The 20449-nt window shown below is 64.5% G+C and carries 23 protein-coding genes; 8 read left to right on the top strand and 15 right to left on the bottom strand.

Going from position 1 to position 20449, the window contains the following annotated elements:
• Positions 1 to 119: 119 nt before the first annotated feature.
• From IVB42_RS17865 to IVB42_RS17845, 5 genes are all read left to right on the top strand, one after another.
• Positions 120 to 890, top strand: a complete 771-nt coding sequence (locus IVB42_RS17865) for a MotA/TolQ/ExbB proton channel family protein (RefSeq protein ID WP_085351049.1) — start codon at positions 120 to 122, stop codon at positions 888 to 890.
• Positions 887 to 1573, top strand: coding sequence for a hypothetical protein (locus IVB42_RS17860; RefSeq protein WP_085351050.1), 687 nt, complete (start codon positions 887 to 889; stop codon positions 1571 to 1573). The genes IVB42_RS17865 and IVB42_RS17860 overlap by 4 nt, the downstream gene beginning before the upstream one ends.
• A complete protein-coding gene (locus IVB42_RS17855; protein ID WP_018455562.1) occupies positions 1566 to 2171 on the top strand; it encodes a hypothetical protein in 606 nt (201 codons plus the stop codon). The genes IVB42_RS17860 and IVB42_RS17855 overlap by 8 nt, the downstream gene beginning before the upstream one ends.
• 116 nt (positions 2172 to 2287) lie before the next feature.
• Complete coding sequence (locus IVB42_RS17850; protein ID WP_085351051.1) at positions 2288 to 3028, top strand: metallophosphoesterase family protein; 741 nt, start codon at positions 2288 to 2290, stop codon at positions 3026 to 3028.
• Positions 3029 to 3034: 6 nt separating this feature from the next.
• The gene (locus IVB42_RS17845) at positions 3035 to 4459 is read left to right on the top strand and encodes a bifunctional serine/threonine-protein kinase/universal stress protein (protein WP_018455564.1); all 1425 of its coding nucleotides are present in this window, start codon (positions 3035 to 3037) and stop codon (positions 4457 to 4459) included.
• Between the two features lie 24 nt (positions 4460 to 4483).
• Here the strand turns inward: IVB42_RS17845 and IVB42_RS17840 are convergent, their stop codons facing one another.
• The 4 genes from IVB42_RS17840 to rpe all read right to left on the bottom strand — a co-directional run bounded on the left by IVB42_RS17840 (position 4484) and on the right by rpe (position 5869).
• Entirely contained in the window at positions 4484 to 4675 is a 192-nt protein-coding gene (locus tag IVB42_RS17840) for a hypothetical protein (protein WP_085351052.1), read from the bottom strand.
• 21 nt (positions 4676 to 4696) lie between these two features.
• Entirely contained in the window at positions 4697 to 4873 is a 177-nt protein-coding gene (locus IVB42_RS17835; RefSeq protein ID WP_162847283.1) for a hypothetical protein, read from the bottom strand.
• Between the two features lie 4 nt (positions 4874 to 4877).
• The gene (locus IVB42_RS17830; RefSeq protein WP_162847284.1) at positions 4878 to 5018 is read right to left on the bottom strand and encodes a hypothetical protein; all 141 of its coding nucleotides are present in this window, start codon (positions 5016 to 5018) and stop codon (positions 4878 to 4880) included.
• 149 nt (positions 5019 to 5167) lie between these two features.
• A complete protein-coding gene (gene rpe, locus IVB42_RS17825; protein WP_247470696.1) occupies positions 5168 to 5869 on the bottom strand; it encodes a ribulose-phosphate 3-epimerase in 702 nt (233 codons plus the stop codon).
• 250 nt (positions 5870 to 6119) lie between these two features.
• On the opposite strand from rpe, the gene IVB42_RS17820 reads away from it, so the two are divergent.
• Positions 6120 to 6914 (top strand): EF-hand domain-containing protein, encoded by a 795-nt coding sequence (locus tag IVB42_RS17820; protein ID WP_247392679.1) that lies wholly within the window; start codon positions 6120 to 6122, stop codon positions 6912 to 6914.
• A gap of 12 nt (positions 6915 to 6926) precedes the next feature.
• On the opposite strand, the gene IVB42_RS17815 is transcribed toward IVB42_RS17820, so the two are convergent.
• From IVB42_RS17815 to IVB42_RS17805, 3 genes are read right to left on the bottom strand one after another with little or no spacing between them, the layout of a single operon-like run.
• The gene (locus IVB42_RS17815; protein ID WP_085361687.1) at positions 6927 to 7139 is read right to left on the bottom strand and encodes a KTSC domain-containing protein; all 213 of its coding nucleotides are present in this window, start codon (positions 7137 to 7139) and stop codon (positions 6927 to 6929) included.
• Positions 7140 to 7188: 49 nt separating this feature from the next.
• Positions 7189 to 8184, bottom strand: coding sequence for a P1 family peptidase (locus IVB42_RS17810; protein WP_085361688.1), 996 nt, complete (start codon positions 8182 to 8184; stop codon positions 7189 to 7191).
• A gap of 58 nt (positions 8185 to 8242) precedes the next feature.
• Positions 8243 to 11053, bottom strand: a complete 2811-nt coding sequence (locus IVB42_RS17805; protein WP_085385070.1) for a PAS domain S-box protein — start codon at positions 11051 to 11053, stop codon at positions 8243 to 8245.
• 240 nt (positions 11054 to 11293) lie between these two features.
• Here IVB42_RS17805 and IVB42_RS17800 point away from each other — a divergent pair, with 240 nt between their 5' ends.
• Positions 11294 to 11680, top strand: a complete 387-nt coding sequence (locus IVB42_RS17800; RefSeq protein WP_018455572.1) for a response regulator — start codon at positions 11294 to 11296, stop codon at positions 11678 to 11680.
• An 81-nt stretch (positions 11681 to 11761) separates the two neighbouring features.
• Here the strand turns inward: IVB42_RS17800 and IVB42_RS17795 are convergent, their stop codons facing one another.
• The 5 genes from IVB42_RS17795 to IVB42_RS17775 form a co-directional block, all read right to left on the bottom strand.
• Positions 11762 to 12880 (bottom strand): branched-chain amino acid ABC transporter substrate-binding protein, encoded by a 1119-nt coding sequence (locus tag IVB42_RS17795; protein WP_018455573.1) that lies wholly within the window; start codon positions 12878 to 12880, stop codon positions 11762 to 11764.
• 157 nt (positions 12881 to 13037) lie between these two features.
• Positions 13038 to 13778, bottom strand: a complete 741-nt coding sequence (locus tag IVB42_RS17790) for an ABC transporter ATP-binding protein (protein ID WP_018455574.1) — start codon at positions 13776 to 13778, stop codon at positions 13038 to 13040.
• On the bottom strand, positions 13775 to 14608 hold the full coding sequence (locus IVB42_RS17785) for an ATP-binding cassette domain-containing protein (protein WP_018455575.1): 834 nt from the start codon (positions 14606 to 14608) through the stop codon (positions 13775 to 13777). The genes IVB42_RS17790 and IVB42_RS17785 overlap by 4 nt, the downstream gene beginning before the upstream one ends.
• Positions 14605 to 15924 carry a high-affinity branched-chain amino acid ABC transporter permease LivM gene (gene livM, locus IVB42_RS17780; protein WP_018455576.1) on the bottom strand — a complete coding sequence of 440 codons (1320 nt, stop codon included), beginning with the start codon at positions 15922 to 15924 and terminating at the stop codon, positions 14605 to 14607. Before livM ends, IVB42_RS17785 begins: the two co-directional genes overlap by 4 nt.
• A gap of 11 nt (positions 15925 to 15935) precedes the next feature.
• Positions 15936 to 16853, bottom strand: coding sequence for a branched-chain amino acid ABC transporter permease (locus IVB42_RS17775; protein WP_018455577.1), 918 nt, complete (start codon positions 16851 to 16853; stop codon positions 15936 to 15938).
• Positions 16854 to 17191: 338 nt separating this feature from the next.
• On the opposite strand from IVB42_RS17775, the gene IVB42_RS17770 reads away from it, so the two are divergent.
• Positions 17192 to 17728 carry a hypothetical protein gene (locus tag IVB42_RS17770; protein WP_018455578.1) on the top strand — a complete coding sequence of 179 codons (537 nt, stop codon included), beginning with the start codon at positions 17192 to 17194 and terminating at the stop codon, positions 17726 to 17728.
• Here the strand turns inward: IVB42_RS17770 and IVB42_RS17765 are convergent.
• The 3 genes from IVB42_RS17765 to IVB42_RS17755 all read right to left on the bottom strand — a co-directional run bounded on the left by IVB42_RS17765 (position 17690) and on the right by IVB42_RS17755 (position 20364).
• Entirely contained in the window at positions 17690 to 18082 is a 393-nt protein-coding gene (locus IVB42_RS17765) for a carboxymuconolactone decarboxylase family protein (RefSeq protein ID WP_085351059.1), read from the bottom strand. The genes IVB42_RS17770 and IVB42_RS17765 overlap by 39 nt on opposite strands.
• A 107-nt stretch (positions 18083 to 18189) precedes the next feature.
• Complete coding sequence (pcaD, locus tag IVB42_RS17760; protein WP_018455580.1) at positions 18190 to 18972, bottom strand: 3-oxoadipate enol-lactonase; 783 nt, start codon at positions 18970 to 18972, stop codon at positions 18190 to 18192.
• A gap of 36 nt (positions 18973 to 19008) precedes the next feature.
• Complete coding sequence (locus IVB42_RS17755) at positions 19009 to 20364, bottom strand: 3-carboxy-cis,cis-muconate cycloisomerase (protein ID WP_026232978.1); 1356 nt, start codon at positions 20362 to 20364, stop codon at positions 19009 to 19011.
• Between the last annotated feature and the right edge of the window lie 85 nt (positions 20365 to 20449).

Here is a 20449-nt window from a genome sequence, read left to right as displayed (position 1 = left end):
GAGGCACGGCAAGATGGTAGCTCGGGCAAATTTCCCATGCTGGATTGGGCATGGCTCTTTGGACCGGGCGCGGCGGCTTTGATCTAATGGGCGGAATTCACGGCCAGGAGCGGTGCAGCATGAGTTCGATGACGATTGGGCCGATCGCGGGGCCTGCTGCCGACCCATCCGAGCGCAGTGCGCTCCTGTTCTGGATGATCTTCACCGGGCTTTCGATCTTCGCCGTCGTGCTGCTGTGGCGGTTCGGCCTGATCCGCTTGATGCTGACCTCAGATCGGACCTACATTTCCAGCGTGATCGCGCTGCTCTATGTCCTCACCTGCGGTCACTGCTTCCTGCGCACGCGGGCCATTGCCCGCGAGGGCGCGGCGGCAAGGCGCTGCCGCGCGGTGCTTGCGGCCCCCGAGGGCGGCAGGGCGCTCGACGTCGGCGCTGCCGCGCTGCCGCGCGGGCTGGTGCGGGACCACATTGAGAGCCTCGTGACCAAGGCCGCGGCGCAGGACTACCGCCCCGTCGACCAGACGCTATTGCTGCGAACGCTCGCCGACCGGCTGCGCGGCTCCAACGGCTTCGGGGCCTTCGTCTCGGATACGCTGATGAAGCTCGGCCTGCTCGGCACCATCGTCGGCTTCATCATCATGCTGGCGCCGATCGCGGGACTGGATGCCGCCGACAAGGTCGCGATGCGATCCTCGATGGGACTAATGAGCGACGGCATGGCGGTCGCGATGTACACGACGCTGGCGGGCCTCGTCGGTTCGATCCTGGTCCGCATCCAGTATTACATGCTGGATGCCGCGACCCAGAAGGTGTTCTCGGATGCGGTGGTGCTGACCGAGACCTATGTGACGCCGGTGCTGGAACGTAAGGGCGCTGGAATCGCGACATGATGGATGATTTCGGTCTCTATCCGCGCGAGGAGCCGTTCGATCCCTTGGGCGTGATGCTGTTCAAGGCGCTCCAGGTGATCGCTTTCCTGTTCTTCCTCGCGCTGCTCGCGGTCTCGCCGGACGCCAAGGACGGCAAGATCGACTCCAAGGCCGAGTTCATGATCACGCTGGACTGGCCCGACAGCCATCCCGACGATCTCGACCTGTTCGTGCAGGATCCCGTGGGCAATATCGCCTGGTATCGCCACCGCGAGGCCGGCTTCCTCACGCTCGACCGCGACGATCGCGGCGGAGCCAACGACTTCATCATGGTCAACGGCAAAAAGATTGCCTCGCCGATCCGCGAAGAGATCGTCACGGTGCGGGGCATCGTTCCCGGCGAATACACCGTCAATGTCTCACATTTCGTGGCTACGACCGGCGAGCCTGTGACGGCCAATGTGAAGGTGCAAAAACTCAATCCGACGGCGCAGGTGATCTTCGATAACAAGTTCACGGTCGATCACACCGGCGACGAGAAGACCGCGGTGCGGTTCCGACTCGACGCCGAAGGCAAGGTCGTCAATGTGGACCAGCGGCCGAAATCGCTGCTGGAGACCTTTCGCAGCGGCTGGCGCAACGGCGCCGATCTCGACCCGAGCACCGGCGTGAGCAAGAACGCTGTGAGGGTGCGCCGTGACTAGCCTGCCAACGGTCATCCTCACGCTATCGATAGCCTACGCCGTCATCGGTGCGCTGCTGCTGGTCGTTCTGGTCTATGCGCGGCTGCATTGGTCGTTCAAGGCGGTCGCGGTGGTCGTGACCAGTGCGTTCTATGTCGTCAGCTTCACCGAGATGCGCGGGCTGCTCGGCTGGGCCAGCGCCGATCGGCTGCCGGCCTCGTTCAAGCTGCTGAAGGCCCGCATCGTCGAGCCGCATTCGCTGGAGGGCGATCCCGGCTCGATCTATCTCTGGGTCGAGCAGCTCGACGAGGACAATCGGCCGAGTGGCATCCCGCGCGCCTTTCGTGTGCCCTACAATGACAGGCTGGCCGACAAGACCCATGCGGCGGAGAACGAGATCGCGCTGGGACATCCGCAAGGCGGCCGGGCCGCCGATTTCGGCGGCGGCGATGGCAGCCTCATCGACATGGTCCGGGAATATGTGACGCCCAAGACCATCATGGAGACGAGCGGAGGCGATTCCTCGACCGGCGAATTCCTGGCACCACCGGCCGGCGCGCAGGGCGCCGTGTTCACGCCGTTGCCGCCGCCCCGGATGCCGCCGAAGGACGAGCAATAGGCTCTTCACCATCGCGACAGGGCAGTGCTGGCAAACCGCGCGCCGCTGGCGCATGTTCTTGACCTCCCTCAATTTAGCCTTATCGGCTCCCAATAAGGTTCGAGGGTGGAGGGTGCGTGCTTCTCGCTGTCTTCTCGGATATCCACGGCAACCGGCAGGCGTTCGAGGCGTGCCTGAAAGTCGCGCGGGCGCGTGGCGCCGAGCGCTTCATCCTGCTTGGCGACTTCGTCGGCTATGGCGCCGATCCGGAATGGGTGGTGGATACCGCGATGGAGCTGGTTGTCCAAGGCGCCGTCGCCGTGCGCGGCAATCATGACCAGGCGGTGAATTCCTCGGCCGAGACCATGAATGCCGAGGCGCAAATCGCGATCGAATGGACCCGCGGCCGGCTCGACACCGCGCAGCGGCGGTTCCTGGCGGAATTGCCGATGCTGGTGGAGGACGGCGATCGCCTGTTCGTGCATTCGGAAGCCTCCAGCCCCCGAAGCTGGCACTATGTCCGATCGACCGCCGACGCAGCCAAGAGCCTGATCGCGACGCCGGCTCATGTCACGTTCTGCGGTCACATCCACCGCCCGGCGATCTATTCGATGTCGGTGACGGCGAAGATGTCGGGACTCGTGCCCAAGACTGACGTCTCCGTACCGCTGCTGCGCGGCCGGCAATGGCTTGCGGTGCTCGGCTCGGTCGGCCAGCCGCGCGATGGCGATCCATCCGCGGCTTTCGCGCTGTTCGACACGGTCTCGTGCCAGATCACCTATTGCCGCGCGCCCTACGACGTCGAGACGGCCGCGAACCGGATCCGCGAGAACGGCCTGCCGCATTGGCTCGCCGACCGACTGTCGCAGGGGCGTTAGAGGCCGATGCCGAAACCCCTCGTCAAATCGGGCGCAGAGATCGACGGCTACACGATTGGCGAATGTGTCCATGCCGGCGGAATGGCGACGCTGTGGACCGTCACCCGTCCCGGCCTCGACGTGCCGCTGCTGATGAAAATTCCGCGGGTGTCGGAGGGCGAGGACCCCGCGGCGATCGTCTCCTTCGAGATGGAGATGATGATCCTGCCGCGGCTTGCGGGTCCGCACGTGCCCTCCTGTTTCGGCACCGGCGATTTCGCCCACCAGGCCTATGTCGTGATCGAGCGCATCTCCGGGACCACGCTCTACAAGCGGTTGCCCGACCTGCCGCTGCCGTATGACGAGGCGCGGCAGCTCGTCGCCAGGATCGCAACGGGGCTTGCTGATTTGCACCGGCAGAACGTGATCCATCACGACATCAAGCCGAGCAGCATCATGTTCCGCGAGAGCGGCGAGGCGGTGTTGATCGACTATGGCCTGTCGCATCACAACCATCTGCCGGACCTGTTGCAGGAGGAATTCCGCCTGCCTTACGGCACCGCGCCCTATATGGCGCCAGAACGGTTGTCAGGGGTGCGCGACGATCCGCGCAGCGATCTGTTCTCGCTGGGCGTGCTGCTCTATTTCTTCACGACCGGCGAGCGGCCGTTCGGCGAGGGCGAGACACTGCGTGCGATGCGGCGCCGGCTTTGGCGCGATCCGCACCCGCCGCGCGGCTTGCGCGCTGATTATCCGCCCTGGCTCCAGGAGGTGGTGCTGCGGTGCCTCGAGATCGAACCGGTGCGGCGCTATCCGACGGCGTCGCAGCTCGCCTTCGATCTGACCCATCCGGACCAGATCAGGCTCACCACACGCTCGGAGCGGATGAAGCGCGACCCGTTAAGCGTCGCTTGGCGGCGCCGCTTCAACCAGGGCGTCATGCAGCCGCGCGCGAAATCGGATGTCGCAGCCCAGATCGCATCAAGCCCGATCCTCGCGGTCGCGCTCGACACGGTGGAAGGCGCCCCCGAGCTGAACGAAGCGTTGCGCGTCACCACCGAGCGTATTCTCGCCACGCTGCCGTCGGCGCGGCTCGCCTGTCTCAACGTGCTGAGGCTCAACCGCATCGCGATTGACAGGACGCTGGATGAGCAGGGCTCCAACAAGCATATCGACCGGTTGGTGGCGCTCAGACACTGGGCCACGCCGCTCAAGCTCGATGAGAGCCGGCTCTCGGCTCACGTGCTGGAAGCCGTCGATCCCGCGGCGGCCATCCTGGAGTTTTGCGAGGTCAACCACGTCGACCACGTCATCATCGGCGCGCGGCAGGGCTCGTTCAGGCGCACGCTGCTCGGCAGCGTCTCGGCCAAGGTGGCCTCGGAAGCGGCCTGCACCGTCACCGTGGTACGGCCGCCGCGAATGGCTGCGGATGCGGGCGAGGAGGCCGGATAGGGCCGCGCTCTGGATCCTGGAGGCTCAGGCCGCGTGAGCGGTGTGGACGGAGCGCTTGCGACGGATCGGCCAGGAGAATTGCGGGCCGGGCTCGCAGTGATCCGCGCTGCCGCCGAAGAACTGGATGATCTCGCGGCACGGCTCGCAGTTGAACAGGTTACGCGACGCGGATGCCTTGGTCATTTCCTTGAGGCAGTTCGGGCAATGCGGCTTCATGAGCTTGGTCCAGAAAAGAATTCAATGCCGGCGCGGTGACCGGAGCGGGTGATCCAGGTCCATCTCGGGCCCGGTGTCGTCGCGCATCTCGCCTTCGGTGCGTTCGAGCCGACCGAAGAAAAAATCGAGGTCAGGATGTGGGCGCCGCGGGATGCGGCACCGGCGCTTCGGCTGACGTTTCACGAGCGCGATCTGCATGGGGTCAGGCCCGATACCAGTCGCGACGAGCGATGCGGGCCGAGCGTACCGAGACCTTCACCGGTCCGGCCGATGGACCAAACACAACAAACGCACAAAAACCAAGCCACAACGCCACGCCAGTCCAGACCAGGGTCGTCGTCATGATGTGCTCCCGCGAAAACAGGCAAGAATCACTTGCGGTGATTTGCGCGAATCAGGGAAGCCCGGAGGAGTACGGATCAAGTTGCAAATTTAGGCATTACGCGCCGCAACACCCGTAGAGGCCGCACGTCTGCGGAGTCGAGCGGGCCCTCAGATCGACTCGCCGCGTGCACCCGCGGCGGCGTTGCGGATTGCGGCGATGTTGGTCTTATAGGCATCCTGCGTGCCGCCCCTGAACACGGACGTGCCGGCGACGAAGGCGTTGGCCCCGGCCGCAGCCAGGGGACCTGCGACGTCGGGCCCGACGCCGCCATCGACCTCGATATCGATCGGCCGGCCCGCTGTCATGGCGCGGATGTCGCGGATCTTGCCGATCGCGGAGGGGATGAAGGCCTGGCCGCCGAAGCCGGGATTGACCGACATCACCAGCACGAGGTCGACCAGGTCCAGGACGTATTCGAGCGCACTGATCGGCGTGCCCGGATTGAGCGAAACGCCGGCCTTCTTGCCGAGTGCGCGGATCGCCTGAAGCGAGCGGTGCAGATGGGGACCGGCCTCGGCATGCACGGTGATGTGGTCGCAGCCGGCTTTCGCGAAGGCCTCGAGATAGGGGTCACAGGGCGAGATCATCAGATGCGCGTCGAAGATCTTCTTGGTGTGCGGGCGCATCGCCTTAATGACGTCGGGGCCATACGAGATGTTGGGAACGAAGTGCCCGTCCATGACGTCGAGATGGATCCAGTCGGCTCCAGCGGCGTCCACGGCGCGCACCTCCTCGCCGAGCCTGGAGAAATCCGAGGCCAGGATCGAGGGCGCGATTGCCAGGGGGCGGGGAGCGAAGGCTTGGGTCATGGCGGTTTCCCGTGGCGGCCGTGGAAGATGGACTCGCCTAACATGGGCCTCTCAGCCGGGCAATGCAGGGGCGGCGTGCTTCCTGTGGGCGGAAATTTCTGCCGCGACCGGCATGAATTGCCGGTGTTCCGGGCCGTGCAAAGTGCGGTGAAAGCGGATTTCATTGAGCTTTTTGCGCTGGCACGGCGCTTGCTGACTTCACCTGAACAGAACATTGGCCGCGGCATGCCGCATCGGTTGGAGTTGTGCAATGTTGTTTGCTCTTGGGGCCGTATCGAGCGCACTCGACGCGATCCAGTCGCTGACGAATTCGAAATCGTCCTCGTCGACGCAGAAGACGGGATCCTCGCAAAAGCCCGCGACCAATCCGTTCGCGATCGAGAGCGGCAGCAACAGCACGACCGGCGCGGCCTCGTCGGTCAATGCGGGCAAGACCCCGCAGATCTCGCCGGAGACGATGAACGCGCTGTTCGCTGCGCAGAGCCAATCCTCGGACAGCACCGGCAGCGCCGCCAGCTCGACCTCGTCGAGTTCGACGTCCTCCTCCTCGACGCGCCGCGACGCCGCCTTGAAGGATCTGTTCTCGCAGATCGATGGGGACGGCGACGGCAAGATCACCAAGTCGGAATTCGAGAATGCGCTCGGCGCCGGCGGCACCAATCTCGCGCAGGCCGACGACGTTTTCTCGAAACTGGATTCGAATACCGACGGCAGCGTCAGCCTCGATGAGATGTCGAAGGCGCTGAAGAGCGGCCATCGCGGCCACCATCACGCGCAAGGTGCGGGCGATGCCTCCGGCAGCGGTTCGGATTCCTCCTCGCGATCCAGCGGCGGCTCGACCTCGACCTCGACGACCGGCGCCGACGGTTCGACCACCACCACCGTCACCTATGCCGACGGCTTCAAGATGTCGACGACGGTCCCGGGCGCCCCCAGCTCCCGTAATTCGGCGTACGATCTGTTCGCGCAGTTGATGCAGCGGCAGGGCGGGCAGGTACAAGGCGCCTCAGCGGCTGTCGGTTCATCGATGTCGATGAGCGTGTAACCTTGCTCACGGCTAGCCTGCATATTCGTGCGTGATGTCACGATAGACATACCGATCACGGATTTCGCGGTTGAAGAACGTACCCTTTGAGCGCACATTCTTGAACGCGGCGGCGACCTCGGGCGGAACGTCCGCGTAGACATAGACGCGTCCGCTGACGAAAGTCACCGTCAGCTCGCGCCTATCGGGGGCGTAGCGGAAAAAGCGGATCACGGAAGACGGCATGGTTGTGCACCTTGTCGGCCAGGGTAACGCCGTGTCAGCCGTTTCGTTTCTATCCGAACCGGTCCTTCCACGCCGGCATTGCGCCGGCAAAGGACAGGGCCGTCGCATTGTAGACGCCGCGAGCGATGGCGCGTGCGACCACGTTGGCGGCGATCGTTCCGAGCTCGGTAAGGCCGACCAGCGGCTCGATCGGCTTCTCGCCCGTTGCGGCGGCGAACAGCACGTCGCCGTCGGTCGGGGCATGCACCGGATAGATCGCACGGGCGAACCCGGTATGCGCGATCATCGCAAGCCGCTTGGCCTGGGGTTTGGTCAGCGTGGCATCGGTGACAACGACGCCGATCGTGGTGTTCTCGCGCGCGTTCGCGGCGGGTCCGCCCTTGATGCGCATCGCCAGCATGTCCGGTGTGAACGTGGACGGCAGGCCGCGCCCGCCGAACTCGCCGTTCTCCTCGAAGGGCGCAGCCCAGAACCAAGGCCCTTCGCCAACGGTTGTGCTGCCGACCGCGTTGACGACCATGATCGCGGCGACCTTGATACCATTGGCCAGGACCGCGGAGGCCGACCCCAGTCCACCCTTGAAGGTCGCGGTGGTGGCACCGAGGCCGGCGCCGACGCTGCCCAGTGCGAAATCGTCGCTGGCGGCCAACGCTGCGGCGTAGCCGAGGTCGCGATAGGGCGCGAAGCGTCCCCAGGCCTTGTCGCCGCCGTTGAGCAAGTCGAAAACGATTGCGCCAGGCACGATCGGAATCACCGCCTCGCGAATCCGCAAGCCGCGGCCTTGTTCGGCGAGCCAGGCCTGGATGCCGCCGCCGGCGTCGATTCCAAAGGCGGAGCCGCCGGACAGCGCGATGGCGTCAACGCGATCGACGGTGCTGGCGAGGTCGAGCAACGCGTCTTCGCGCGTGCCGGGTCCGCCGCCGCGAACATCGATGGCCGCAACCGCGGGGGCGTCGAAGATGATCGCGGTCGTGCCAGTGGCGATTTTCGCATCCTCGGCATGGCCGACGCGGACGCCGGCGATATCGGTGAGAAGGTTTTTCAAGGCGGCTCCGCAGGCTGAAAGGCGCTCGCTTCAGCGATATCGCAGGGATGCCGCAGGCTCAACCCGCGAGCGCGGTCCTCAGCATCTTGGCGAGCTCGGACTTACGGTAGGGCTTTGCCAGCAGCAGCACGCCGGAATCGAGCCGCCCGTGATGGACGATGGCGTTCTCGGTGTAGCCCGAGGTGAACAGCGTCTTCAGGTCGGGGCGGCGGCGAGCCGCCTCGTCGGCGAGCTGGCGGCCGTTCATGTTGCCGGGCATGATGACGTCCGTGAATAGCAGGTCGATGTCCTTGTCGGCGTCGATGATGACGAGGGCCTCGGCCGCGTTGGCGGCTTCGAGGGCGGTATAGCCGAGGCTCTTGATCTGGGTCACGACATATTGGCGCACCAGCGCGTCGTCCTCGACGATCAGGATCTTTTCGTGGCCGCCGGTGACCGGCGCGTTCTGCAGCGCCTCGAATTCGGTCTCCTGCACGCCGCTCGAGCGCGGCAGGTAAATCTTCACGCTCGTGCCGTGGCCTTCCTCGCTGTAGATCTTGATGTGTCCGCCGGACTGCTTGACGAAGCCGAACACCATGCTGAGCCCGAGGCCGGTGCCCTTGCCGACCTCCTTCGTGGTGAAGAAGGGATCGAACACCCGGTCCATCAACTCCGGCGGGATTCCGGAGCCGGTGTCGCTGACGGCGATCATGACGTAATTGCCGGCCACCACGTCGGGATTCATGCTGGCATAGCCGTCGTCGAGGAAGATGTTGCGCGTCTCCAGCACCAGCGTTCCGCCGTCGGGCATCGCATCGCGCGCGTTCAGCGCGAGGTTGAGGATCGCGGTGGAAAGCTGACCCGGGTCGATCAGTGCCGGCCACGCATCCTCGGTGAGTTGCGGCATGATGGTGATCTGCTCGCCGAGCGTGGGATGCAGGAGCTTTGCGGCCTCGAGCGTCAATGCGTTGACGTCGATTTCGCGCGGTTGGAGCGGCTGCTTGCGGGCGAACGCGAGCAGATGCTTGGTCAGTTGCGCGCCGCGCTCGGCGGCGTCGTCGATCAGCTTGGTGATGGCGGCGAGCTCGGGACGGTCAGCGACCGCGTCCGCCAAAATTCCGATCGTGCCGGTGATGACGGTCAGCACATTGTTGAAGTCGTGCGCGACACCGCCGGTCAATTGACCAATCGAATCCATCTTCTGGACGTGCCTGAACTGCGCCTCGGCCGCCTGCTTCTCGGTGAGGTCGCGGCCGATGAAGAAATGGCGCTTGACCGGCTCGGACCAGGTGCCCATCCAGTTCAGCGTGACCTCGTGACCGTCGTAGTGGTAGTAGCGCGCCTCGAAGCTGCGCTTGACCGCGCCACGCCGCGCCGCGCGCATCTCGTCGCGCGTCTTCTGGAGGTCATCGGGATGAATGAACTCGGTGGCGCTGTGCCCGATCATGTCTTCCGGATTCAAGCCGAGAATGGTCTTCACGCTCGGGCTGACCTGGATGAAATTGCCAAAACCGTCGGTGACCAGGATCAGGTCCTGTGAGGTCTCGAAGATCCGCTGCCGCTCCTCGACCTCGCGGCGCAGTTTTTCTCGTGCCTGCTTCTCTTCCGTGATGTCGTGGGCGATCTTGGAAGCGCCGATGATCTGTCCGTTGGCTGATTTCAGCGGAGAAACATTGAGGACGACGTCGACCCGCCGGCCGTCTTTTCGGATCCGGACCGTCTCGTGCTGTGCGATCGTTTCGTTGCCGCCGACCCGGTTCAGGATACCCCTGACCTCGGCCTTGCGGTCCTCCGGGACGATGATGTCGATCGGCTGCCCGATGGCCTCCGCGGCGGCATAGCCGAACAGATGTTCGGCGGCCTTGTTCCAGCCCGTGATGACACCGTCGAGCGTCTTCGTGATGATGGCATCATTGGCGGATTCGACGACGGCGCCGTACAGGGCAAGGCGCTTGCCATAATAGTCGCGATCCAATGCCGACTGCTGGCGCAGCCTGCCGACGAGACCCAGCGTATGCGCCTGGAGGCGGACATTTTCGATCAGGAGCACCGCGAGCACGAAGGTCGCCGCGCAGAGGCCGTAGACACGACCGGCGTAGAAGCCGAGATCGAAGCGTGCCACGTTGACGATCGCCGACAGCGCGATGTCGAACAGCCATGCGCACATCACCACCATGAGCCAGACATCGATGACCGAATGCGGACGGCGGAACCACAGCGAGACCAGCGCGGCGAAGCTCAAGGACCAGACAAAGGACACCACGCCGATCATGATCTGCGTGTAGCCGCCATCGCGCAGCAGGACCGGAAGCAGGTCGTGCTGCGCAGTGACGATCCAGGTCAAGACGATCATGATCGTGACGACGCCGACCACGCTGGCGTAGATCGCCTTGCTTGCCGAGCCCGTGATCCGGGCGCCGCCGTCGGCCTCCTTCAGCCAGGCGTAGGCCAGCACGCAGAGCGGAAAGCCGCCGTGCCAGATCATGTAGAGCCAGACCGTGGTCTGCTGGTTGGCCCCCAGCAGCCCGGTCGGCGAAAAAAGTCCGGGGAAGGTGAGGGCATGGACCACGGCCGCGGCGGCTGTGAACAGATAGCCCGTCGCGAGCACGAGCAGCGCGCTGGTCCTGAGCACCGCAAACTGCGACAACAGCAGGACGGCGGTGACAATGTCCGCGACCACAAGGGCGGATTGATAGCTGGCGACGAAGGCTGGCACGGGCAGTAGCGAGATACCCGCGAAGGGCACGGCCACTGCGAACAGGATCGACGAGACGCCCACGATCGCCAATGCTGCGGTGCGGTCCTTCGGGGTAGCCGGCAACGTCGAAAGGAATGTGCTTCGATCGGTCGTCGCAGACACGTGCAGCTCGCGCAGATCGGTTTTGAGCATCTTCGCCAATCTCATTTGGCCCAATCAATTTCTGCCCATGGTAGCCGGTTCTGGGCACGCATCATGACAAAACCCACTGCGACTCAACCGAAGGTTACAGTTTACTTAATTTTGGGGGGAACGCGCACCGGGGATCGGGTAAGATGCGCTTTACTGGATGGTGCAATAATGCTCTCCCGCAGCTGCGGGTTCCAGGTTTGAACCAGGCATTTTGATTTCAGGATCCGGGAGTTGTTCCCTATGCCCCGCGTTCTCATCATCGACGACCAGAAGGACGTCCGTGCGATGGTCGCGATCGTGCTGCGCGTCAACCGTTATGAGGTCGTTGAGGCCGACAGCGGCGCAGCCGGGGTGAAAGCCTTCACCGAGGTCGGCTTCGACGCGGCAATCGTGGACATTTTCCTCGGCGATACCAGTGGCGTCGAGGTCATCACGACCCTGCGCGAGCTTGCACCGAGCCTCCCGGTCGTTGCCGTGTCGGGGATGACGGCGCTGGACTTCATGGAACAATCGCCCCACCTCGCCAGCGTGGTCTGCCTGCAAAAGCCGTTTCGGCCGAACGATCTTCTTCAAGCGCTGAGGAAGGCCCAAGCCGCGGTGGACGGCGCGATACAAGCAGCAGTCTGATCCTAACGCAGGAAGGAACGCCCCGGGCGAGCCGGGGCGCGATGATGATTGGAGGAGGCCTTCAGGCCCCGGCAAGCGTGCTTAGGTGCCGTTGCCGCTGATCGCGGCGTAGCCGCCCTTGGCGTCCCATTTGTAGACGACGTAGTCGAGCTGCTTGATATCGCCCTTGGAGTCATACTCGATCGGCCCGATCACGGTATCCCACTTGCCGGCCTTGATGGCTGCCATGACCTTCTTGGCGTCGGTGGTGCCGGCCTTCTTGGCCGCCTCCGACCAGACCTGCATCGCTGCGTAGGTGTAGAGCGTGTAGCCCTCGGGGTCGATGTTCTTGGCCTTGAAGGCTTCGACGATCTTCTTCGCGGTCGGCTTGTTGCGCGGATCGGGGCCGAAGGTGAACAGCGTGCCTTCGCCGGCCGGGCCGGTGATGGAGGCGTATTCCTTGTCGGCGAGTGCGTCGCCGGCCATCAGCACGGTCTTCAGGCCCTGGTCGCGCATCTGGCGCAGGAGAAGGCCGCTCTCTTGATGGTAGCCCCCGACATAGACGAGATCGATGTTGTCGCGCTTCAGCCGCGAGACGATCGCGTTGAAGTCCTTGTCGCCCTTGTTGTAGGACTCGTACATCTTCTCGGTGACGCCGGCCTTGTTGAGCGCCTTCTTGGTCTCGTCCGCAAGACCCTTGCCGTAGGTGGTCTTGTCGTTGAGGATGGCGATGTTCTTGCCCTTGTAGTTCTTGGCGATGAACTGGGCGGCGACCAGGCCCTGCTGGTCGTCGCGGCCGCAGACGCGCGCCACGTTCCACAGTCCGCTATCGGTGAACTTCGGATTGGTGGAGGCGGGAGTAATCTGGAGCACGTTGCCGTCGGCATAGGCTTCCGACGCGGGTATCGACGAGGACGAGCAATAATGCCCGGCCACGAACGGAATTTTCGCGCCGGCGATCTTCTCGGCGATCGAGCGCGCCTGTTTCGGATCGCAGGCGTCGTCCTCGACGGACAACGCGAGCTTCTTGCCGTTGACGCCGCCGGCGGCGTTGATATCGGCTACGGCCATCTCGGCGCCGTTCTTCATCTGGCGGCCGAAGGCGGACTCGCCGCCGGTCATCGGACCTGCGACTGCGACGGTGACATCCTGCGCGAATGCCGCGCTCGACAGCGCGATCGATGCGCCGAATGCCAGACCGATGAGCTTCAGTGATTTCATGAGATACCTCGAGGGTGGTCGCCTGTGGAAGTTACCGGGCATGCCCGGTTCAAACCGGCGCCATTCTTGAATGAATTCGAGGAGAAGTCACCGGCAAAATACGGGCATTGGCAGAGATATCGCCAAATTCGGCCGCACGGGTTCGCCTTGGGCGGCCTCAGCCGTGCCGGCCGCCTTCCAGGTAGGCGGCGCGAATCTCGGGGCGCTGCAACAACTCGGCACCGGTCCCGGCCAGGGTGATCAGGCCATTGACCATGACATAGCCGCGATGGGCGAGCTTGAGCGCGTGGTTGGCGTTCTGCTCGACGATCAGCACGGTCAGGCCGTCCTGCCGGTTCAGAGTGCGGATCGCATCGAAAATCTGGCGCGCGATCAGCGGCGCCAGACCGAGCGAGGGCTCATCAAGCAGGAGCAGGCGAGGGCGGCTCATCAAAGCGCGGCCGATGGCCAGCATCTGCTGCTCGCCGCCAGACAGGGTTCCCCCGCGCTGGCCGTAGCGTTCCTTCAGCCGCGGAAACAGCGTGAACACGCGTTGTAGCGTCACCTCGCGTTCGGCGTCGGTGCATTCGGTGGCGTCCGCCCCCATCTGGAGATTTTCCGCCACGCTCATGCGCGGGAAGATGCGGCGGCCTTCCGGCGATTGCGCGATGCGCAAATGCGCGATCTCGTGGGTGGGCACTTCGGTGATGTCGCGGCCTTCGTACAGGATCTGGCCGGCGCGGGCGCGGGGCTTGCCGAAGATCGTCATCATCAGCGTCGATTTGCCGGCGCCGTTGGCGCCGATCAGCGCCACGATCTCGCCGGCATTGATCTCGAGGTCAACGCCCTTCAGCGCCTCGATCTTGCCGTAGGCAGCGCGAAGGCCGTGGATCGCGAGCAGGGCAGTGGGCGACGTCACGACCCGCTCTCCATCACGGCCGCCGCCTCTTCCTCATCGGTGCCGAGATAGGCGGCGATCACCTTCGGATCGTCGCGAACCTCGCGCGGGGAGCCTTCAGAGATCTTCACACCGTGGTCCATCACCACGATATGGTCGGAGATCTCCATCACCACGGACATGTCGTGCTCGATCAGCAGGATCGAGGTGCCGAGCTCGTTGCGGATCGACAGCAGCAGCTCGCTCAGGGCGGCGCTCTCGCGCGCATTGAGGCCGGCGGCGGGTTCGTCCAGGCACAAGAGCGCGGGCTCGGTGCACATCGCGCGTGCGATCTCGAGTCGTCGCTGGTCGCCATAGGCAAAATTACCGGCAGCATCGTCGGCGCGATCGAGCAAATTGACGCGCTTGAGCCAGTCGGTGGCGAGATCGATCGCGCGCTTCTCGGCGTCGCGGTAGACGGGCGCGCCAATGAGCCCGAGCAAGGTGAAGCCGGAGGCGCGCATCAGCGCGTTGTGCTGCGCCACCATCAGGTTTTCCAGCGCGGTCATGCCGGGAAACAGGCGGATGTTCTGGAAGGTGCGGGCGACCTTGGCCTGCTTGGCGATGCGGAAATCGTTCAGCCGTTCCAGCGCGATCACCTTGCCGTCGTCATGGCCGAGGCGGATGGCGCCGCCGCTCGGCTTGTAGAAGCCGGTGATGCAGTTGAAGACCGTCGTCTTACCGGCACCGTTGGGTCCGATCAGCGCGGTGATCTTCTTCCGCTCGGCAGCAAACGACAGGTCCTGCACCGCGACGATGCCGCCGAAGCGCATGGTGAGCCGGTCGACCTCGAGAATCTGGTCGCGGCTCATCCGTGCCCCTCCTTGACGAGGTCCGATGAGATCGCGTGGGCCTTGGTCAGGTACACGGTCGGCGCGCGATGGCCGATCAGGCCGCGCGGCCGCCAGATCATGATCAGCACCATGGCCATGCCGAACACCAGCATGCGATAGCTCTCGAGGCTCCGGAACAGTTCGAAACCACCGATCATGGCGAGCGCTGCGAGCGCCACGCCAAGCTGCGAGCCCATGCCGCCGAGCACGACGATGGCGAGCACCAGCGCCGATTCCTGGAAGGTGAAGGATTCCGGGCTGATGAAGCCCTGGCGGGTCGCAAAGAACGCGCCGGCAAAGCCGCCGAACATCGCACCGGTCGCGAATGCCGTGAGCTTCGTCGTGGTGGTGTTGATGCCGAGCGCGCGGCAGGCGACCTCGTCCTCGCGCAGGGCTTCCCAGGCACGGCCGATCGGCAGGCGGCGCAGCCGGATCGTCACCCAGTTGGTGAGCAGCGCGAGCGCCAGGATCAGGTAGAACAGGAAGACGATGCGATGGGTCGGAGAATATTCGATGCCGAGTCTGGCGGCGAGCCCGTTGTCGCTGTTGTCGAGCGGGATGCCGAAGAAAGAGGGGCGGGGAATGCTGGAGACGCCGTTGGGGCCGCCGGTCAGATCCTGCCAATTAATGATGACGAGGCGAATGATCTCGCCGAAGGCGAGCGTCACGATCGCGAGGTAGTCGCCGCGCAGGCGCAGCACGGGGAAACCGAGCAGCACGCCCCAGAATGCGGCGAGGACGCCCGCTAGCGGCAGGCAGATCCAGAATGACCAGCCGAAATTGGTCGCAAGCAGCGCGTAGGAATAGGCGCCGACCGCATAGAAGGCGACATAGCCGAGATCGAGCAGGCCAGCCAGCCCGACTACGACATTCAACCCCCAGCCCAGCATCACATAGGTGAGCACGAGGATGGCGAGATCGAGGATGTAGCGCTGGTCATAGAAGATCACAGGCACCAGCAGGGTGAAGATCAGAAGCGCCGGTGCGAGATAGCGGCCGAGGAACGACATTCCGCTCTGCACCGCCGGCGGCACCAGCTTCTCGGCGCCGGTCGGACCGATCCATTGCTTGAGCAGCTCGAGCACGATCGAGCCGCCGAATACCGCGGCGACGAGGGAGGCGACCTCGCCGAAGCGCGTCCAATAGGTGAGCTGGCCGTCGGAACCGGCTTCGGTGCGGACGCCGACCATCAGCGAGAACAGCACCAGCGCGATCAGTGCGTTGACGCAGGCGGTCTTCAGGAGAGCGGGGATGCCCGATGCGGTTTTGGCCGTATTGATCGAGGGAGCTTTCACGCGCGCGACCGTCAGACTTTTTCGACTTCGGGGCGGCCGAGCAGGCCGGTCGGCATGAAGATCAGCACGACGATCAGGATCGAGAACGCGGCGACATCCTTGTATTCGACCGAGAAATAGGCCGACCAGAACGTCTCGATCAGCCCGATCGCGAGCCCCCCGAGCATGGCGCCGGGCAGCGAGCCGATGCCGCCGAGTACGGCCGCGGTGAACGCCTTGATGCCGGCGACGAAGCCCATGAAGAAATCGACCAGGCCGTAATAGAGCAGGTACATCAGGCCGGCCACTGCGGCGAGCGCAGCGCCGATCACGAAGGTCATGGAGATAGTGCGGTCGACGTTGACGCCGAGCAGCGCCGCCATGGTCTGGTCCTGCTCGCAGGCGCGCATGTCGCGCCCGAGCCGTGTGCGCGACACCAGCCAGGTGAAGATCGCCAGCAGCACGATGGTGGTGATGACCACCACGATCTGGATATTGGAGAGCTGGATGACGAAGCCATCGGCGCTCTCGTGCAGCGTATAGCCGCCGGTGATCACTGGCGGCACTGGCTTCACCCGCGCGCCTTGCGCCACCTGCGAATAGTTGGTCAGCACGAACGACATGCCGATCGCCGACAGCATCGGCGCGAGGCGGAAGGAGTGGCGCAGCGGACGGTAGGCGATGCGCTCGATGGTCCAGCCATACAGGGCGGTGATCGCCATCGAGACCAGGATCACGATCAAAAGGATCACCGGGACCGCAGTCAGGCCCGTCGAGACCAGCAGAAGGAAGGTGATCAGGGCGATGAAGCCGCCGATCATGAAGACATCGCCATGGGCGAAGTTGATCATCCCGACGATGCCGTAGACCATCGTGTAGCCGATCGCGATCAGCCCGTAGATCGAGCCGAGCACGAGACCGTTGATGAGCTGCTGGGCGAAATAATCCATAGGCTGCCGTACCCAAATCTGACGCGGCTCAAAGGGAGCTCTTCGAGAGAGTGCTGGTTTCTTCTCGGGCCCCGGCAGCCCTTAAGCATTCTCGTTTTGTAACAGGAGGGAACTGGCGGCTGCAACCGGCCTCGCCTCCGCATCAAGGCTTTTACAGAGATCATTTGGCGCTCCGGTTCCCCCGCAATGGGCGGAACCGGCTCCGTCAGCGCCATCGGATGCCTGTCGGGAGGCAGTTAAGGTAAACAAAGGGTTTAAATTGCCGCCACAGTCTGATGCGAGTTAGCTCCCGGCAGAGCCTTTCATCGAAGGCGCGGCCAAACGAAGCGGGAAGCGGCATGTTCGGAAACTGGCGGATCGGTTCGGTCAACGGCGCACTTCTGGCGGCCTATTTCATCCCGACCTGGACCCTCGTTGCCTTCAACATCATGGTGGCGCCGGTGCACGGCCTCTATGAGCGGCCGAGCGTCGCAGTCGCTCTTTTCCTCAGCGACCATCTCCAGATGGCGGGGATGGACACGGTGCGCGCCGCCTGGCTGCTGGCGCTGGGGCGCTTAACGGTGGTGGCGTTCTTTGCGATCTACCTTGCGCTGCTCTGCATCCCCCGTATCCGCAAGAACGGCGGCAGCGACGAAGCGCTCGGCATTGCGCTTGCGATCGGCAGCCTGATCTCGTTTGCGAGCATGATCATGGCCTCGAAGGTCGGCGAGATGGCCGCGCTGCGGCTGCACGCCACCGAACTTCTGCTCTTGCTCGGTGCCGCCATCGTGGTGGTGATCGAGCGGCCCGCGGCGGCGCCCAAGATCGTTCAGAAGCCCGTCGAGGCCACCCCGCCGCTAGGTCTTGAGCAGGCCGAGCTCCTGCACAATCGCTGAGGCTTCCTTGACGGCGTGGTTCGCCGCCGGCACGCCGCAATAGATCGCCTGCTGCAGCAGGATTTCCTTGATGTCGTTGGGCGTGAAGCCACCCTCAGCGAGGGCCGCGCGCACATGCAGGCGGAATTCATCCCATTGCCCAAGCGCAACCATGGTGCCGATCACCAGCACCCGCCGCGTGCGCTCGTCGAAATGCGGCCGCGTCCAGATCTCGCCCCAGGCGTAGCGCGTGATCATGTCCTGGAAATCGGTGTTGAATGCATTGCGACCCGCGATCGACTTGTCGACCCAGGCATTGCCCAGCACTTTTCGGCGCACGTTCATACCGGCATCGCGGCGTTTCTGGTCGTCCATGCTGTTTCCTCCTTCGTCATTGCGAGGAGCGAAGCGACGAAGCAATCCAGTCTCTCACGGCAGACGGATTTCTGGTTGCATCGCTGTGCTCCCAACGACGGTTGTGGCTAGCGTTGCGTCAAAAAGCCCACGACCGCGTCGGTGAATGCGTGCGGCTGCTCGACATTGGAAATGTGGGCGGCGTCAATGATGGTCATGCTCGCGCCGGGAATGCTTGAGCGGATCAATTCACCCGCCGAAATCGGCGTCGCCATGTCGTGGCGGCCGGCGATCACCAGTGTCGGGTTCTTGATGTTCGGCAGCAACGCGCGCTGGTCGAGCGTCGACAGCGCTTCGCAGCAGGCGAGATAGCCTTCGAGCGGCGAGGCCAGCAGCATCTCCTTCATCCTGGCGGTGATGTCGGGCGCGCGCTCGCGGAAATCCTGGGTGAGCCAGCCGGCGATGACGGCGTCGGCGACGGCGGCGATGCCGCCCTTCTTCACCGCGTCAATGCGCTCGAGCCATTTGGTCGGCTCGGCGTAGTAGCAGGAGGTGTTGGCGAGGATGAGCTTGCCGAAGCGCTCCGGCGCGTTCGCGCCGAGCCATTGCCCAACCATGCCGCCCATCGACAGGCCGCACCAGTGCACTTTTTCGATATTGAGGTCGTCCAGGATGGCGAGCACGTCGCGGCCGAAGCGCTCCATGGTGTAGGGGCCGGGCGGAACGTTGGACTTGCCGTGGCCGCGGCGGTCGTAGCGGATGACGCGGAATATCTGCGTCAGTGCCTTCATCTGCGGCTCCCACATCTGCAGCGTGCAGCCGAGCGAGTTCGAGAGCATCAGCGTCGGCCCCCCGTCGCGGCCCTCGACGGAGACGTTGATCAGGCAACCGTCGGCATCAATCATGGGCATGCGGGCGTCTCCGTTTTATTTGCGCGCAGGACTGCTTTATTCGCGTTCGAGGCTGTCGAGCAGGCGATCGATCAGGGCTTGGGAAGCGCCTTGATAGGCCATCGGCTCGAGCAACGCCGCAATTTTTTCCGGCGAAAGATGCGCAGTGACATGCGAATCGGCTGCGAGCACCTCGCGCAGATGCTTCTTCTCGGCGACCGCGCGCTTGCTCGCGGCCTCGATCAGATGATGCGCATCGCTCTTGCCGATCGTCTCGGCCAGCGCAAAGGTAACCGCTTCCGCCATGATCAGCCCGTGCGTCGCATCGAGATTGCTGCGCATGCGCGCGGCATCGACATCGAGACCCTCGGCGATGTCGACGATGGCGGCAAGCGCGCCGGAGGTGACCAGCATCAATTGCGGCAGCGTCGGCCATTCCGCGTGCCAGGGACCGGCGCTGCGTTCGTGGTCCTGCACCTGTGCGGCAAAAATCGTCGCTGCGAGCTGAGGCGCCATGGTCGCGCAGCCGAGCGCGCTTGCGGCTGCGACCGGGTTGCGCTTGTGCGGCATGGTCGAGGAGCCGCCGCGGCCTTCCCCGGCGGGCTCGAACGCCTCTGCGACGTCGGTCTGCATCAGCAGCGAGACGTCGCGCGCGATCTTGCCGCAGCTTCCGGCGAGAATCGCGAAGGCTGATGCGGCTTCCGCGATGCGGTCACGGTGGGTGTGCCAGGGGGCTTCTGGCAATGGCAGGTTCAGCTCCTGCGCCAGCCGTTCTGAAACGACGAGCCCCTTGTCGCCAAGTGCCGCAAGCGTGCCGGCCGCGCCGCCGAATTGCAGTGCGAGGCCCTCGCGGCGCAGCCGCCTGAGGCGGCAGCGGGCGCGGGCAAGGCTTGCGGCATATTCGGCGGCCTTCAGTCCGAACGGCATCGGCAGGGCGTGCTGGAGCCAGGTTCGCGCCACCATTGCCGTGTTGCGATGACTGCGCGCAAGTGCGGCAAAGCCCTTGATGGCGCGGCTGAGATCGGCGTCCAATGCATCGATGCCGGCGCGAAGCGTGAGCATGGTCGCGCTGTCGATGACGTCCTGGCTGGTCGCGCCCCAATGCACGTAGCGTGCGGCCTCGGCGTCGGCCTTGCCGACATTGGCGGTTAGAGTCTTGACCAAGGGGATCGCGAGATTGCCGGATCGAGTCGCGGCCTCGGCCAGCGCAGCCATGTCAAAGGTATCGGCCTTGCACGCGGCTTCGATCGGGCCCACCGCGGACGCGGGAATCACACCCGTGGCCGCCTCGGCTCGGGCGAGGGCTGCCTCGAATTCGAGCATATTCTGAAGGGTCGACCGGTCGTCGCAGACCGCGCGCATGGCCACGCTCGACAGCATCGGCGCGAGCAGGGGGGAGAGGGATGTGCTCATATTGTGCGGGACCTAACCACCATGACCCGCCTGTGCCAATCCCAAACCGGCGGCGCAAGCTTTTTGCAGTTGCGAATATGCATTG

The organism is Bradyrhizobium sp. 45, from assembly GCF_023073155.1.
In the GTDB taxonomy this organism is placed as follows: Bacteria; Pseudomonadota; Alphaproteobacteria; order Rhizobiales; family Xanthobacteraceae; genus Bradyrhizobium; species Bradyrhizobium canariense_D.
This window is presented reverse-complemented; position numbering and strand designations above follow the sequence as displayed.

Coding starts and splice junctions, on each gene's coding strand:
- IVB42_RS17865 (WP_085351049.1), top strand. CDS start 120: ATGAGTTCGATGACGATTGGGCCGATCGCGGGGCCTGCTGCCGACCCA.
- IVB42_RS17860 (WP_085351050.1), top strand. CDS start 887: ATGATGGATGATTTCGGTCTCTATCCGCGCGAGGAGCCGTTCGATCCC.
- IVB42_RS17845 (WP_018455564.1), top strand. CDS start 3,035: ATGCCGAAACCCCTCGTCAAATCGGGCGCAGAGATCGACGGCTACACG.
- IVB42_RS17840 (WP_085351052.1), bottom strand. CDS start 4,675: ATGAAGCCGCATTGCCCGAACTGCCTCAAGGAAATGACCAAGGCATCC.
- IVB42_RS17835 (WP_162847283.1), bottom strand. CDS start 4,873: ATGCAGATCGCGCTCGTGAAACGTCAGCCGAAGCGCCGGTGCCGCATC.
- IVB42_RS17830 (WP_162847284.1), bottom strand. CDS start 5,018: ATGACGACGACCCTGGTCTGGACTGGCGTGGCGTTGTGGCTTGGTTTT.
- rpe (WP_247470696.1), bottom strand. CDS start 5,869: ATGACCCAAGCCTTCGCTCCCCGCCCCCTGGCAATCGCGCCCTCGATC.
- IVB42_RS17820 (WP_247392679.1), top strand. CDS start 6,120: ATGTTGTTTGCTCTTGGGGCCGTATCGAGCGCACTCGACGCGATCCAG.
- IVB42_RS17815 (WP_085361687.1), bottom strand. CDS start 7,139: ATGCCGTCTTCCGTGATCCGCTTTTTCCGCTACGCCCCCGATAGGCGC.
- IVB42_RS17805 (WP_085385070.1), bottom strand. CDS start 11,053: ATGCTCAAAACCGATCTGCGCGAGCTGCACGTGTCTGCGACGACCGAT.
- IVB42_RS17800 (WP_018455572.1), top strand. CDS start 11,294: ATGCCCCGCGTTCTCATCATCGACGACCAGAAGGACGTCCGTGCGATG.
- IVB42_RS17795 (WP_018455573.1), bottom strand. CDS start 12,880: ATGAAATCACTGAAGCTCATCGGTCTGGCATTCGGCGCATCGATCGCG.
- IVB42_RS17785 (WP_018455575.1), bottom strand. CDS start 14,608: ATGAGCCGCGACCAGATTCTCGAGGTCGACCGGCTCACCATGCGCTTC.
- IVB42_RS17775 (WP_018455577.1), bottom strand. CDS start 16,853: ATGGATTATTTCGCCCAGCAGCTCATCAACGGTCTCGTGCTCGGCTCG.
- IVB42_RS17770 (WP_018455578.1), top strand. CDS start 17,192: ATGTTCGGAAACTGGCGGATCGGTTCGGTCAACGGCGCACTTCTGGCG.
- IVB42_RS17765 (WP_085351059.1), bottom strand. CDS start 18,082: ATGGACGACCAGAAACGCCGCGATGCCGGTATGAACGTGCGCCGAAAA.
- pcaD (WP_018455580.1), bottom strand. CDS start 18,972: ATGCCCATGATTGATGCCGACGGTTGCCTGATCAACGTCTCCGTCGAG.
- IVB42_RS17755 (WP_026232978.1), bottom strand. CDS start 20,364: ATGAGCACATCCCTCTCCCCCCTGCTCGCGCCGATGCTGTCGAGCGTG.